The following is a 14184-nucleotide window of genomic DNA, read 5'->3' on the forward strand; positions in this document are numbered from 1 at the left end:
GCATAGGCTTGAACATTGCGGAAGCAATGTTCGCTTCGTTTCTTAATGGTGGAACAAACGGACTCCCGAGTAAGCCATCACCATGCCGTAATCGTTGGCCGCTTTCACGACTTCTTCGTCGCGCATCGAGCTGCCTGCCTGCACGACGTACTTGACGCCGCTGCGGCTGGCGCGGTCCAGATTATCGCGGAACGGCAGGAAGGCGTCGGAGCCGTAGGAAACGCCCTGCAGCTTGTTCAGCCATTCGCGTTTCTCTTCGCGTGTCAGACGCGCCGGTACTTGCTCGAAGCAGGCTTCCCAAGCCGCCTGCTCCACCGGCGTCAGCTCTTCTTCCAGCCACAGATCGATGGCGTTGTTTTGCTCCGCGCGGGAGAGCCCTTGACGGAAGGCCATATTCAGCGCCGTCGGATGCTGGCGAAGGAACCAGCGATCCGCTTTGTCTCCGGCCAGACGGGTGCAGTGAATGCGCGATTGCTGGCCGGCGCCGATCCCGATCGTTTGACCGTCCAGCGTGTAGCAGATCGAGTTAGATTGCGTATATTTCAGCGTCACGAGCGCAATGAGAAGATCGCGTTTTGCGTTCTCCGGAAGCTCTTTGTTGTTCGTCACGATGCGTTCCAGCGCCGTTTCGTCGATGACGGCGTCGTTGCGCTCCTGCTGCAGCGTCATGCCGAACAGCGTACGGGTCTCAACCGGATTCGGAACGTAATCCGGATCGATTTGGAGAATCAGGTAGCCGCCGTTTTTCTTGGCGCGGAGAATCTCCAGCGCTTCGTCAGTATATCCCGGGGCCACGACCAAGTCGGATACCTCCCGCTTCAACAGCTGTGCCGTCGAGGCATCCACAATATCGCTGAGCGCGACGGCATCGCCGAACGAGGACATACGATCGGCGCCACGAGCCCGTGCATAAGCAGTTGCCAGCGGCGACAGCTCCAAGCCTTCCACGAAGTAAGCTTTCTTCAGCTCAGGCGTCAGTGGCGCAGCTACGGCTGCGCCTGCCGGACTGACATGCTTGAACGAGGCGGCGGCCGGCAGTCCCGTTGCGCGGCGCAGCTCCCGCGCGAGCTGGAAGCCGTTAAAAGCGTCTAGCAGATTGATGAAGCCGGGGTCGCCGTTCACTACTTTGATCGGCAGCGTCCCTTCCCCGATTAGCTTCGCTTGCTTTTGATGCGGGTTCATTCCGTAACGGAGCTCCAATACTTGCGTTTGATTCGTCGTTTGGCTCATGATGCGGTCCCGTCCTCCTTAGATTTGTTGGCGGCATCCTCCAAGCGGATGCTTCCCGTAGCAATCGCCTGTATCACTTCGGGGTATAACCGGTGCTCGATGCGATGGATTCGTTCGGCGATGGAAGCCTCCGTATCGCCGGGTTCAATGTCCAAGGCGCGCTGCGCCAAAATCGGTCCGCTGTCGAGGCCCCCGTCAACAAGATGAACGGTCACGCCGGTCACCTTGACCCCGTGCCGGAGCGCTTGCCCTACGGCATCAAGACCCGGGAACGACGGCAGCAGCGAAGGGTGAATATTGAGCATGCGTCCCCAAAACGCATCCACCAGCACATTCGTCACAATGCGCATATACCCTGCAAGAACGACAAGCTCGACTTGCTTTTGCTGTAACATCGTCAAAATTTCCCGCTCATACGTTTCGCGCGAATCGTAGTCCTTCGGACGAAACGTATGAACAGGCACGCCGGCCTGCTTGGCTCGTTCGACTACCCCCGCTTTTGGCCGGTCACAGACCAAAAGCTCGATGCGCGCATCGAGCCGGCCTGCTATTGCCGCATCCGCAATCGCCTGGAAGTTGCTTCCGCTGCCCGAGGCGAATACGGCAATACGCAACGGTTCGGTTCTCATACAACCGCTCCGGTAAATGTAACCTTACACTCCCCTGCCGTTACGCGGCCGAGCGTATAGGCTTTCTCGCCATGCTGCGCGAATAGCTCGGCAGCCCGTGCGACCTGATCCTCCGCCACGATGATGACCATGCCGATCCCCATGTTGAACGTCCGGAACATATCGTTGTTGCTGATGCCGCCTTCCCGCTGCATCAACTGGAAAATCGGCAAAATCGGCCAAGAGCCGTAATCGATCTCGACGTTGACGCCCTCCGGCAGCACGCGCGGAATGTTCTCCAGGAAGCCGCCTCCCGTAATGTGCGCCATACCTTTGATCGGCACCTCTTCGAGCACCGCCAGCACCGGCTTGACGTAAAGCTTCGTCGGCACGAGCAGCGTGTCGCCCAGACGGCCTCCCAACTCGTCGATCGTATCGTGCAGGGTGTGGCCTTTGTCCTCCAGCAGCAGCTTGCGCACGAGCGAGAAGCCGTTGCTGTGAACGCCGCTCGAAGCGAGACCCAGGACGACGTCGCCGGGACGAATCGTGGAGCCGTCGATGATCTTCTTCTTGTCGACGATGCCGACCGTAAAGCCCGCGATATCGTACTCGCCTTCGCCGTACATGCCCGGCATTTCCGCCGTTTCGCCGCCGATCAGCGCACAGCCCGACTGCACGCAGCCGTCGCTGATGCCTTTGACGATCGCTTCGATTTTTTCCGGAATGACCTTGTCGCAAGCTAGATAATCGAGGAAAAAGAGCGGCTCCGCGCCCTGCACGACAATATCGTTCACGCACATCGCCACGGCATCGATCCCGATAGTGTCGTGTTTGTCCATCGCGAAAGCGATTTTCAACTTTGTGCCGACACCGTCCGTACCGGAAACGAGTACCGGCTCTTCATACTTGTCCTTGTTCAGGCCGAACAGCGCGCCGAAGCCGCCGAGGTCTGTCAGCACTTCCGGACGGAAGGTCGTCTTGACGTGCTTCTTCATGCGCTCTACCGCTTCGTTGCCGGCCGCGATATCGACACCGGCTTGTTTATATGCATCGGACACTTGGATTGTTCCTCCCCAAAAAGTGGTTGACTGCTGCGCCCGTTTGGCTGCGGTTTCGTACTGTCTGCCTGCGGCCGCTCTTGAAAACGGGTTATCTTATTTGATATTAGTAGTGGGAATAACCCGTTTTCAAAGGCGGCACGTAAACTCTCCGGCAGACACACGAACCTCCGCCTAAGCGCTCCGTCAAAAAATTTTGCGCAGGAAAACCTGCGCTATCGTAAAAAGGCGGTCCGGGCAGCCCGGGACCGCCGGGTTAGGTCAAAGCATGCTGGCGGCCTTGCCGCAATCAATCGCAGCCGCAGCCAAGAGCGGCTTCGTCGGGTACCGGCGTCGGGTAGCGGTTGTCGAAGCAGGCCGTGCACAGCCCGCGGTTGACTTCCACGTTCGGACGTCCGATAGCCGCAAGCAGTCCCTCTTTGCTGAGGAAGTACAGCGAGTCGGCATTGATCGCTTGGCGGATTCCCTCCACCGACTTGACCGCGGCGATCAGCTCCGTGCGGCTCGGCGTATCGATGCCGTAGAAGCACGGGTTCGCAAACGGCGGCGAGCTGATGCGCACGTGCACTTCCTTCGCGCCAGCCTCGCGCAGCAGGTTGACGATGCGCAGCGAGGTTGTGCCACGCACGATCGAGTCGTCGATCATGACGACGCGCTTGCCTTCAACGATGCTGCGCACCGCCGACAGCTTCATCTTGACGCCCTGCTCACGCAGCTCCTGGCTCGGCTGGATGAACGTCCGGCCGGTGTAGCGGTTTTTGATCAGGCCCAGCTCGTACGGAATACCCGTTTGCTCCGCGTAGCCGATCGCAGCGGAAATGCTGGAATCCGGCACGCCGGTGACGATGTCACCATCGACGAACGCTTCAATCGCCAGCTGGCGTCCCATCCGCTTGCGCGCGGAATGGATGTTCGTCTCGTCAATATCGCTGTCCGGCCGGGCAAAATAAACGTATTCCATCGCGCAGATCGCACGCTGCTTGATCGGCGAGAAGCGGTCTTCTGTCATTGCGCCGGTCTTGAAGTCAAACACCAGCAGCTCGCCCGGCTCGACGTCGCGGTAATATTTGCCCCCGACCGTGTCGAACGCACAGGATTCGGAAGCAAACAGCCACGCGTTGCCAAGACGCCCTATCACAAAAGGCCGCAAGCCGTGCGGGTCGCGCGCGACCATCAGCTTGTCCTTCGTCAAAAACATAAACGCATACGCGCCCTCCACCCGGAGCAGCGTCTCCTTCACGGCGGAAACGATATCGTTCTGCTTCGAGCGGGCAATCAAGTGCGCTACCACTTCCGTATCGCTGGTCGTTTGGAAAATCGACCCTTCTTCTTCCAACTGATCCTTGATTTGCGGCGCATTGGTCAAGTTGCCATTCGTAGCAATCGCCAGATCGCCTCCGCGGTATTTGAACACGAGCGGCTGCGCATTAGCCAGCTTGCTTTCGCCCGCTGTCGAATAACGTACGTGTCCGATCGACGCATTCCCGGTCATGAGGGCGAGGTTGTCGTTGTTGAACACTTCCTTCACAAGCCCCATGCCGCGGTGATAATGAAACGATTCCCCGTTCGCTACACAAATGCCCGCGCTTTCCTGCCCGCGGTGCTGCAGCGCATGGAGGCCGTAGTACGAGAGCGAAGCGGCTTCGGGATGCCCGAACACGCCGAATACTCCGCACTCCTCCCCCAGCTTGTCCATAATGCTGTCCTGGCCGGTATGGCCTTCGTTATAGTAGCGCCCTGTCCAGAGGGGCATTGCCACTCCGGAAGCCGAACGAATGATTTTTGCTGCCTCTTCTCCCTGTCCGCCGATCAGCTGTTCATCAGACATGGAATCGCATCCTTCCAAACCTTTTCTAGTTCCGTCACAGATGCATCAATAACCGGTTTTCCATTGACTTGAAGCTGCAGCGAGCTGCCGCCGACCGTACCGAGCGCTTGCACCGGCACGCCGCGTTCTGTCAGTAGCTTTTGCAGCGCTTCGGCTTTGTCCGGGGCTGCGCTAAGCAGAATACGGGATTGGCTCTCGCTGAACAGCGCGATATCCGGGCGCAGCTCCGAAGCGAAGTTCGCCTTCGCCCCAAGACGGCCGCTCATGCAGCTCTCGGCCAGCGCGACGGCCAGCCCGCCTTCGGACAAGTCGTGCGCGGAAGCGACCAGCCCTTGCTGAATCGCCGTCAGCACCGCATCCAGCATCGTTTTTTCCACGTCCAAATCGATTTGCGGCGGACGGCCTTCCGTGACGCTGTGAACGATAGATTGGAACTCGCTGCCGCCCAGCTCCGCTTTCGTCTCGCCGAGCACCAAGATCACGTCGCCTTCGCGCTTAAAGCCCTGCGTCGTAATATGATCGGTGTCATGCACCAAGCCGACCATCCCGACGACCGGCGTCGGATAAATCGCGCCCTTGGCGTTCTCGTTGTACAAGCTAACGTTGCCGCCGATGACCGGCGTATTCAGCTTGCGGCAAGCTTCGGCCATGCCGTCGACCGATTTCTCCAGCTGCCAGAAAATTTCCGGCTTCTCCGGGCTGCCGAAGTTCAGGTTGTCCGTAATCGCCAGCGGCTCCGCGCCGGAGCAGACGTTATTGCGCGCCGCTTCCGCCACGGCGATGCGTCCGCCGACTTCCGGATCAAGATAGACATAGCGTCCGTTGCAATCCGTGGACATGGACAGCGCCTTGCGGGAGCCGCGAATCGTCACGACTGCCGCGTCGGAGCCCGGCTGAACCGCCGTGCTGGTACGCACCATATAATCGTATTGGTTATAAATCCACTCTTTGTTCGCTACCGTAGGGGAAGCCAGCACCTGCTTGAGCGCGCCGTTCAAATCCGTCACTTCCGGGTAACGAAGCGTGTCGATCCTGCCGTTCTCTTCATAATAAGCCGGTACGGCGGAAGGCTTATGATACATCGGACAATCGTCTACAAGCGCTTTGACCGGCATGTCACCGACCAGCTCGCCCTTATGGAACAGCTTCAGGTTGCCGTCGTCGGTCACTTTGCCCACCTTCGCGCAGTGCAGCCCCCAACGCTCGAAAATCGCTTTCGCCTGAGCCTCGTGCTCCGGCTTCACGACGAACAGCATCCGCTCCTGCGACTCGGACAGCATCATCTCGTAAGGCGTCATGCCTTCCTCGCGCTGCGGCACCTCGTCCAGATACAGCTCCATGCCGTTGCCGGCCTTGCTCGCCATCTCCGAGCTGGAGCAGGTCAAGCCTGCGGCGCCCATATCCTGAATGCCGACAACGATGCCGGAATTGATCAGTTCGAGGCACGCTTCCAGCACGAGCTTCTCCATGAACGGATCGCCGACCTGCACCGCCGAACGCTTCGCTTCGGACTCCGCCGTCAAATCTTCGGAGGCAAACGTCGCGCCGTGAATGCCGTCACGTCCCGTCGCTGGCCCAACGTAGAAGACCGGGTTGCCGACGCCTTTGGCGACGCCCTTTTGGATTTTGTCATGATCGATCAGGCCGACGCACATCGCATTGACGAGCGGGTTGCCTTCGTAGCTCTCATCGAACATGACTTCGCCGCCGACCGTCGGGATGCCGATACAGTTCCCGTACCCGGCAATGCCCGAAACGACGTGCTCAAACAAATATTTGACGCGCTCATTGCTGAGACGTCCGAAACGCAGGCTGTTCAAGACCGCCACCGGTCTTGCGCCCATCGAGAAAATGTCGCGGATAATGCCGCCGACTCCCGTCGCCGCGCCTTGGTAAGGCTCGACCGCCGAAGGGTGGTTATGGCTTTCGATTTTGAACACAACCGCTTGGTTGTCGCCGATATCGACGATGCCCGCGCCTTCGCCCGGCCCCATCAGGACACGGGGGCCGCTTGTCGGGAATTTGCGGAGAACTGCTTTCGAGTTTTTATAGGAGCAATGCTCGGACCACATGACGCTGAACACGCCGATCTCGACGTAGTTCGGCTTACGGCCCAAAAACCCGCAAATTTTGTCATATTCCGCATCCGATACGCCGAACTGCTTGTAAATCTGCTGCCCGGCAATTTGCTCTGCCGTTGGTTCCTTAGCCGATAGCTGCTGCGCCATGCTTCTCCCTCCAAGTGCTCAAAATCGATGTAAACATCTTCCGTCCGTCCGCCGAGCCGAGCAGTTCGTGCACCGCCCGCTCCGGATGCGGCATCATGCCCAGCACATTGCCCGCCCGGTTGCAAATGCCGGCAATATCGTCGACCGAACCGTTCGGATTGTTGCCCGCTTCGTAACGGAACACGATCTGGTTGTTCGCTTTCAGCTCCGCCAGCGTCGCCTCATCGCAATAATAATTGCCTTCGCCATGGGCGATCGGAATATTGATCAATTCGCCCTTCGTATAGTCCGAAGTAAACGGCGTGTTCGTATTTTCCACCTGCAGCATGGCTGCATGGCAGCGGAATTTAAGCGACTGGTTGCGCAGCATACCTCCCGGCAGCAGACCCGATTCCAACAAAATCTGGAAGCCGTTGCAGATACCCAGAATATATTTTCCTTCCTCTGCCGCTTTCACCAAGGCGTTCATGACCGGGGCAAAGCGGGCAATCGCGCCGCAGCGCAGGTAGTCGCCGTACGAGAAGCCGCCGGGAATAAGAATGCAATCATATTTCGATAAGTCCGTTTCCGTATGCCATACGTAATCCACTGGCTGTCCGATCGTATCCTCTACCGCTTTGTAGCAGTCGATATCGCAGTTGGAGCCGGGGAATACCAACACCGCGAAATTCATCACGCGCGCCTCCTTTTGATTAACCCTGTACCAGCTCGAAACGGTAATCCTCGATCACGGTGTTCGCGAGCAGCTTCTCGCACATCGCTTTCAACCGCTCTTCCGCCGCAGCCCGGTCGTTTGTGTTCAGTTCCACTTCCAAATATTTGCCGATTCTCACCTTCTCCACTTCGTCGAAGCCCATCGAGTGGAGCGCGCCCTGTATGGCGGTTCCTTGCACATCCAGAACGCTTTGCTTGATCGTTACGTATACCGTTGCTTTGAACATTAGGAAAAGTACCTCCCACATTAAGTTAATCATTTTGGGCCTATCCTGAAGCGCGTTATCCGCGGAGCGGCGGCTTGCCGCCCCGGCAAGCCAGCTTACCCTTGGACCAAACGGTTATAGATATCGCGGTAACGCCGGGAAGTCTCCTCCACCACTTGCGGAGGCAGCGGGTCCGGCTCGCTGTTTTTGTCCCAATCGGTGCCGGACAAATACGTCCGGACCGGCTCTTTGTCCATGCCGTCGATCTCGATGTCGAGCTCGTATTTGCTTTTGTCCCAGAAGCGGGAGGAATCCGGCGTGAAAATTTCGTCAATCAGGATGATTTCGCCGTCAATAAGACCGAATTCGAACTTCGTATCCGCCAAAATAATGCCGCGCACCTCGCAAAACTCCTGCGCAAACTCGTACAGCCGGATGCTTATCTCTTGAAGCTGCTGCGTCAGTTCCGCACCGACCAGCTCGGTCATCCGCTCGATCGTGATGTCCTCGTCGTGGCCGACGTCGTTCTTCGCGGCGGGAGTAAAAATCGGCTGCGGAAACCGCTCGTTCTTCCGCATGCCCGCTGGCAGCTTGTGCCCGTTCACTTCGCCGGTTTTCTGGTACTGCCGCCAGCCGCCGCCGGTGATGTAGCCGCGCACGACGCATTCGATGTCGATCCGCTGCGCCTTTTTCGTGACCATGAACCGGTCCTTCATAATCTCGCGGTCCGTGATCAGCTCCCCGAGCCGATCCACGTCGGCGTGCACCAGATGATTCGGCTGGATGCCTGCCGTCTGCTCGAACCAGAAACGGCTGAGCGAATTCAGCACGTTGCCTTTGTCCGGCACCGCCGGGCTCAGCACCCAGTCGAACGCGGAGATGCGGTCGGTGACCGCGATCAGGTAGTGCTCGCCGAGATCGTACAGCTCCCGGACCTTGCCTTTGTAGAGCAGCGGCGCTTTTACGTAAGGCTCGGCACTCGAAATGGCCGTTGTCGTCGTTCCACTCATCGCTTCGTCAGGCCTCCCCCGTTTTAGATCAACTCAAGCCGAGACGCTTGAAAATCGTATCCACATGCTTCAAATGCCAGCTCGGGTTGAACGCGTCCTCGATCTCTTCCAGACTTAGATGCTCCCGGATCGCAGGCGTATTCTCGACGATGTCGCGGAACGAACGCTGCTCCTCCCACGCCTGCATCGCGCGCGGCTGCACCGTGTCGTACGCTTGCTCGCGGCTGAAGCCCTTGTCGATCAGCTTCGTCATGACGCGGCCGGAGAACGGCACGCCGTACGTGCTTTGCATGTTGCGCTTCATATTTTCCGGGAACACCGTCAGGTTCTTCACGATGTTGCCGAGGCGGTTCAGCATATAGTTGAGCAGGATCGTCGCATCCGGCAAAATGATCCGCTCGACCGAGGAGTGCGAGATATCGCGCTCATGCCACAGCGTCACGTTCTCGTAAGCGGAAACCATATGGCCGCGGATGACCCGCGCCAGTCCGGAGATGCTTTCGCAGCCGATCGGATTGCGCTTGTGCGGCATCGCGGACGAACCTTTTTGCCCTTTGGCGAACGGCTCCTCCACCTCGCGGAATTCGCTCTTTTGCAGTCCGCGGATTTCCGTCGCAAACTTGTCGAGCGAGGTCGCGATCAGCGCCAGCGTCGCCATGTACTCCGCGTGACGGTCGCGCTGCAGCGTCTGCGTGGAGATCGGTGCCGGCTTCGTGCCGAGCTTGCCGCATACATATTCCTCGACGAACGGATCGATGTTCGCGTATGTGCCGACCGCGCCGGAAATTTTGCCGTACTGCACGCCGTCCGCCGCAAAGCGGAAACGCTCCAGGTTGCGCTTCATTTCCTCGTACCACAGCGCCATTTTCAGCCCGAACGTCGTCGGCTCGGCATGTACGCCGTGCGTCCGTCCCATCATCGGCGTATCTTTGTAAGCAACCGCCTTGTCCTTCAAAATCTCGATGAAGTTCAGCAGGTCCTTCTCCAAAATCGTGTTGGCCTGCTTCAGCAAGTAACCGAGCGCCGTATCGACCACATCCGTGGAAGTCAAGCCGTAGTGCACCCATTTCCGCTCCGGTCCGAGCGTCTCGGATACCGCACGGGTGAAGGCGATCACATCGTGACGCGTCTCCTGCTCGATTTCGTAGACGCGATCGATGTTGAAGCCTGCGTTTTTGCGCAGCTCGACGACGTCCTCCTTCGGAATCACGCCCAGCTCTACCCACGCTTCGCAGGAAAGAATCTCGACTTCGAGCCATGCTTTAAATTTGTTTTCTTCCGTCCAAATGCCGCCCATCTCGGGTCTCGTATAACGATCGATCATGGTTTCTCCATCCTCCGCTTTTATCTTTCTATTCTATAGCTTCCCATATTTTTGAAGCCTCTATCCAATCCAATGCCGTCTCATGCGAGGCCGCGAGCAAGTTCACATGGCCCATCTTGCGGCCGGCTTTGGCTTCCTGCTTCCCGTACAAATGCAGCTTCGCCGTCACGCCCGGCACCTGCTCCGCTTCCGGCTTGACGATCCAGTCCAGCAGCGGCTGCACATGCTCGCCCAACACATTAACCATGACGACCGGCGTCATCAGCGCGGGGTCTCCAAGCGGCAGGTTCGCGATCGCCCGCACGTGCTGCTCGAACTGCGAAGTCCGGCACGCCTCCATCGTATAATGACCGGAGTTATGCGGACGCGGCGCCAGCTCGTTGACGAACAGCTCGCCATCCGCGGTAAGGAACAGCTCGACGGCAATGAGCCCAATCACATCCAGCTCCTCGGCGATCCGCAGCGCCATCCGCTCCGCTTCCCGCTGCACCTCTTCCGGCACTCTCGCCGGTACGATAGACAAGTGTAAAATGTTGTTCACATGCACATTCTCCGCAGCGGGAAAAGCTCTGACTTCCCCACGCGGGCTGCGGGCCGCAATGACCGACAGCTCCTTCGTAAAATGAACGAACTGCTCCAGCACCAGCTCCGTCCGGGCCCGGCTTAACGTATCGTACGCTTCCTGCACTTCGTCCAGCGAGCGGATCACCCACTGGCCTTTGCCGTCGTACCCGCCTGTCGCCGTCTTCAGCACACACGGCGTGCCAAAGCGTCCGACCGCTTCGCGAAGCTCTTCCGCGCTGCCGATTTCGGCATACGGCGCGACCTTGACGCCTGCGGCTTCAATCGCCCGCTTCTCGCGCAGCCGATGCTGCGTTGTGTACAGCAGCTTGCTGCCCTGTGGCACGTACGATTCGGCCATCAGCAGCTTGGTGACATCGGCGTCCACGTTCTCGAACTCGTACGTGATGACATCAGCCAGCTCCGCAAGCTGCCGCGCGGCATCGACGTCATGATAAGGCGCGACGATCTGCCGGTCCGCCACTTGGCCGCAAGGCGAATCCGGCGTCGGGTCCAGTGTCACAAACCGGTAGCCCATAGCGCTTCCCGCCAGAGCCATCATCCGTCCAAGCTGTCCTCCCCCAAGCACGCCAATCGCAGCGCCGGGGGGCAATACTTTCGATGGGTCGTACGTTCGGTTTTGATCCGTCTGCCGCGTCATTCCAGCACGCTCTTTTCAATAACGGTCTGCGCGATTTTTTCGCGGCGCTCCGCTACTTTACGCTGGAGCGCCGGATCGAAGGCGCCGAGCATTTGAGCGGCCAGCAGCCCCGCATTCGTCGCTCCGGCATGTCCGATCGCCACAGTGCCGACCGGAATGCCGCCCGGCATCTGAACGATGGATAGCAGCGAATCGAGGCCGTTCAGCGTGGACGATTTGACCGGCACGCCGATCACCGGCAGCACCGTCTTCGCCGCCACCATGCCCGGCAAATGCGCCGCGCCGCCGGCTCCGGCAATAATGACCTTCAATCCGCGGTCTGCCGCTGACGCAGCGTAATCGAACATCATGTCGGGCGTCCGGTGAGCGGAAACGACTTTCTTTTCATAAGGCACTTCGAGCTCGTCCAGCACGTCGCAAGCATGCTTCATCGTTTCCCAGTCGGACTGGCTGCCCATAATGACTCCAACAAGAACAGACATTGGTAACCTCCGTGTCGGTCGCATCGATGTTTGACCCTATATTTATAGAAGAAAAAAACAAAACGCCCATTGGATAGTACTGACAAGCGCAGTCTATCGGCAGGACGACAAGAATACTCCACAAGCGCAAGCTAAGGTCTGGCATGCGTATGCCGACCCCTGAAACTTCGCTCACTCGTAGTCCAAAAATTTAAGGTTTTCGGGTAGAAACGTTCGGGCCATATTCCCGACATTATACGAGACTATTCGATTTTGTTAAGGCTTTCATCCTCTTTAGTTTAACAGCCATTAACACCGCATGTCAACTCCAAAAGACGAACATTTTTTTATCTAAAACAGAAATAGTTCGCATTTTCGCACAAAAAGCGTACGGCTTATCCTTGCTCCAAAATGCTCTTTTTTATGCGAATCAGCTCGTTCAGCCCGTCTTCCACTTCTTCTTTCGACAAGTTTCCCTGCACCAGCGCTGCCGAATCCAAGCCCAGCCATCGTTCGTACATCCGTATGCCGAATCCTAGCTGTTCGAGCCGCTCCTCGGTTTCCTTCGTCCGCTCCAACTCGTCCAACAAATGGAAAGTCGCATCCTCCGCCCGCCCGTATCGGCCGCTTGCTTCATAATAAGGGATAAGCACCTTCAGCAAACTCGCAGACATAGGAGCCCGTCCAACCAAAGCAAGTGCAGACTCGATCCGGTCTGTGAATTCCTCACGCAGCTCATCGCGCGCATCCAGCTCTCTGGCCGTTAACAGCAGCTCCAACGATTTAGCCGCCGCCGCTCTGGCCGCCGCCTCTTCTCCGGAGTCCGCGTGCAAAGCCGCCTGGGCGTTAAGCATGTCCCCACATACAAGCACTTTTCCCTGATCGACCTCGCCGTCTTTGGACAGCAGTGCCAGCAAATCTTTGACTGACAGCGCATGGACCAGCTTCGAGCCGACGCCGAGCAGCTGCCTCATCGCTTGGTTCAGCAGCTCCATCGCTTCCCGCAGCTGTTGATTCCGCCGATGAAACATCACTTTATGCAGCATTTCCACCGCTTGTTCGATCATCCGTAAAATATAATCCCGCTTATACATAGCGCTGCTCCTTTCCCGGGACCAGGACCGTCCCAAATCAACTGATGTCCCCGAACACTCTTTTATTGTACCGCATTCCTGCCCGGGAGGAAAAAAGCTCTGCTATTTTCCGGTAACTGCTGGATGATTTTATGTATTGATACCAGCAACGAGCCTGTGGTAAATTCTTAAAAGCCGAATCGCACAGCAAAATTTGTGTACGTACGGGGGACGCAATACATGGGGTGAATGCCGCAGGACCGCAAGGTTCGCAGGCTAGGGAGCCTACCTCTTCCCGAACCCGACAACTAACCTCGGAGGCTTACAGGAGGGAAAAAGAATATGAAATTCGGTTTGAAAAGCGTGCTTCTTGTATGCCTGTTCACACTGCCCGCGATACTGCCCGTCTGCGCTCCCGCGGCCTATGCCGATGAACCGGTGCGTCTGGCGGAGGACGTCAAGGTTCAGGTGAACGACAAGCTGGTGCAGTTTCCGGATGCCCAGCCTTTTGTGGATGAGAATCACAAGCTTCAAGTTCCGGCGCGCGTCGTCGCGGACAAGCTCGGCTACCAGCTGAATTGGGAGCCTGCCGGTTCCGAAATCAAAATTACAATCAAAGACAATAAAAACAGCCTGTCGCTGCAAACCGGGAATAAGTCGGTTACGGTCAACGGGCAGCGCGAGCAGCTCGAAAGCGCCGCGGAATTCGTCGACGGCCGCGTCTATGTGCCAGTCCGCTTAATCTCGGATTCGTTCGACATCCAGACGCAATGGGACAACCAAAACCGCATCGCGATTCTCGGCGCCGACGGCAATTATCACGCACCTGCTTGGTATCGCCCAAGCGCAGCCGTTCAAGCGGCCCATGCGCCCGCAGCGGCACCCGCGCCGGCTTACAGCAAAATGATCGAAGTCAAAGCGACAGCCTACACCGCGTCTCCTGCGGAGAACGGCGGATATGGCCCAGTCGATTATATGGGCAACCCCTTGAGACTTGGAACGATCGCCGTAGATCCTTCGGTCATTCCGCTCGGTTCCAAGGTGTTGATCAAAGGCTACTCCTATATGGGCCTGCCCGCTAACGGCCTGTACGCCACAGCGACGGATACCGGAGGCGCGATAAAAGGCAACAGGATCGATATTTTTCTTCCCGAGAGCCGCGCTCAAGCCAGCCTCTTCGGTATGCAGAATGTGCAGGTATACGTACTTAATCCTTAATCAA

Annotated in this window: 13 protein-coding genes and 2 riboswitches; of the genes, 1 reads left to right on the forward strand and 12 read right to left on the reverse strand. The window is 57.9% G+C overall.

Going from position 1 to position 14184, the window contains the following annotated elements; all coding sequences use genetic code 11:
- Nucleotides 1-42: 42 nt before the first annotated feature.
- The 12 genes from BLO51_RS22780 to BLO51_RS22835 form a co-directional block, all read right to left on the reverse strand.
- Complete coding sequence (locus BLO51_RS22780) at nucleotides 43-1230, reverse strand: phosphoribosylaminoimidazolecarboxamide formyltransferase (RefSeq protein ID WP_090675492.1); 1188 nt, start codon at nucleotides 1228-1230, stop codon at nucleotides 43-45.
- Entirely contained in the window at nucleotides 1227-1859 is a 633-nt protein-coding gene (gene purN, locus BLO51_RS22785) for a phosphoribosylglycinamide formyltransferase (protein ID WP_090675494.1), read from the reverse strand. The genes BLO51_RS22780 and purN overlap by 4 nt, the downstream gene beginning before the upstream one ends.
- Complete coding sequence (purM, locus tag BLO51_RS22790; protein ID WP_090675496.1) at nucleotides 1856-2896, reverse strand: phosphoribosylformylglycinamidine cyclo-ligase; 1041 nt, start codon at nucleotides 2894-2896, stop codon at nucleotides 1856-1858. The genes purN and purM overlap by 4 nt, the downstream gene beginning before the upstream one ends.
- Before the next feature lie 289 nt (nucleotides 2897-3185).
- Nucleotides 3186-4724 (reverse strand): amidophosphoribosyltransferase, encoded by a 1539-nt coding sequence (gene purF / locus BLO51_RS22795; protein WP_090675499.1) that lies wholly within the window; start codon nucleotides 4722-4724, stop codon nucleotides 3186-3188.
- On the reverse strand, nucleotides 4706-6952 hold the full coding sequence (gene purL, locus BLO51_RS22800; protein ID WP_090675500.1) for a phosphoribosylformylglycinamidine synthase subunit PurL: 2247 nt from the start codon (nucleotides 6950-6952) through the stop codon (nucleotides 4706-4708). The genes purF and purL overlap by 19 nt, the downstream gene beginning before the upstream one ends.
- On the reverse strand, nucleotides 6930-7625 hold the full coding sequence (gene purQ, locus BLO51_RS22805) for a phosphoribosylformylglycinamidine synthase subunit PurQ (RefSeq protein ID WP_090675502.1): 696 nt from the start codon (nucleotides 7623-7625) through the stop codon (nucleotides 6930-6932). Before purQ ends, purL begins: the two co-directional genes overlap by 23 nt.
- 19 nt (nucleotides 7626-7644) lie before the next feature.
- Nucleotides 7645-7893, reverse strand: coding sequence for a phosphoribosylformylglycinamidine synthase subunit PurS (purS, locus tag BLO51_RS22810; protein ID WP_090675503.1), 249 nt, complete (start codon nucleotides 7891-7893; stop codon nucleotides 7645-7647).
- A 95-nt stretch (nucleotides 7894-7988) separates the two neighbouring features.
- Nucleotides 7989-8882: a phosphoribosylaminoimidazolesuccinocarboxamide synthase gene (locus BLO51_RS22815; protein WP_090675505.1), complete on the reverse strand. Its 894-nt coding sequence runs from the start codon at nucleotides 8880-8882 to the stop codon at nucleotides 7989-7991.
- Nucleotides 8883-8910: 28 nt separating this feature from the next.
- The gene (gene purB, locus BLO51_RS22820; RefSeq protein ID WP_090675507.1) at nucleotides 8911-10206 is read right to left on the reverse strand and encodes an adenylosuccinate lyase; all 1296 of its coding nucleotides are present in this window, start codon (nucleotides 10204-10206) and stop codon (nucleotides 8911-8913) included.
- Between the two features lie 28 nt (nucleotides 10207-10234).
- Complete coding sequence (gene purK / locus BLO51_RS22825; protein WP_090675509.1) at nucleotides 10235-11428, reverse strand: 5-(carboxyamino)imidazole ribonucleotide synthase; 1194 nt, start codon at nucleotides 11426-11428, stop codon at nucleotides 10235-10237.
- Nucleotides 11425-11910 carry a 5-(carboxyamino)imidazole ribonucleotide mutase gene (purE, locus tag BLO51_RS22830; protein ID WP_090675510.1) on the reverse strand — a complete coding sequence of 162 codons (486 nt, stop codon included), beginning with the start codon at nucleotides 11908-11910 and terminating at the stop codon, nucleotides 11425-11427. The genes purK and purE overlap by 4 nt, the downstream gene beginning before the upstream one ends.
- Nucleotides 11911-12068: 158 nt before the next feature.
- Nucleotides 12069-12170, reverse strand: a riboswitch (purine riboswitch).
- Between the two features lie 114 nt (nucleotides 12171-12284).
- Nucleotides 12285-12983, reverse strand: a complete 699-nt coding sequence (locus BLO51_RS22835) for a DUF6483 family protein (protein ID WP_090675512.1) — start codon at nucleotides 12981-12983, stop codon at nucleotides 12285-12287.
- 162 nt (nucleotides 12984-13145) lie between these two features.
- A riboswitch (cyclic di-AMP (ydaO/yuaA leader) is annotated at nucleotides 13146-13300 on the forward strand.
- Between the two features lie 4 nt (nucleotides 13301-13304).
- On the opposite strand from BLO51_RS22835, the gene BLO51_RS22840 reads away from it, so the two are divergent.
- Complete coding sequence (locus BLO51_RS22840; protein WP_090675514.1) at nucleotides 13305-14180, forward strand: stalk domain-containing protein; 876 nt, start codon at nucleotides 13305-13307, stop codon at nucleotides 14178-14180.
- The last annotated feature ends 4 nt before the right edge of the window (nucleotides 14181-14184 follow it).

It is taken from the genome of Paenibacillus tianmuensis (assembly GCF_900100345.1).
GTDB classification, from domain to species: Bacteria; Bacillota; Bacilli; order Paenibacillales; family NBRC-103111; genus Paenibacillus_G; species Paenibacillus_G tianmuensis.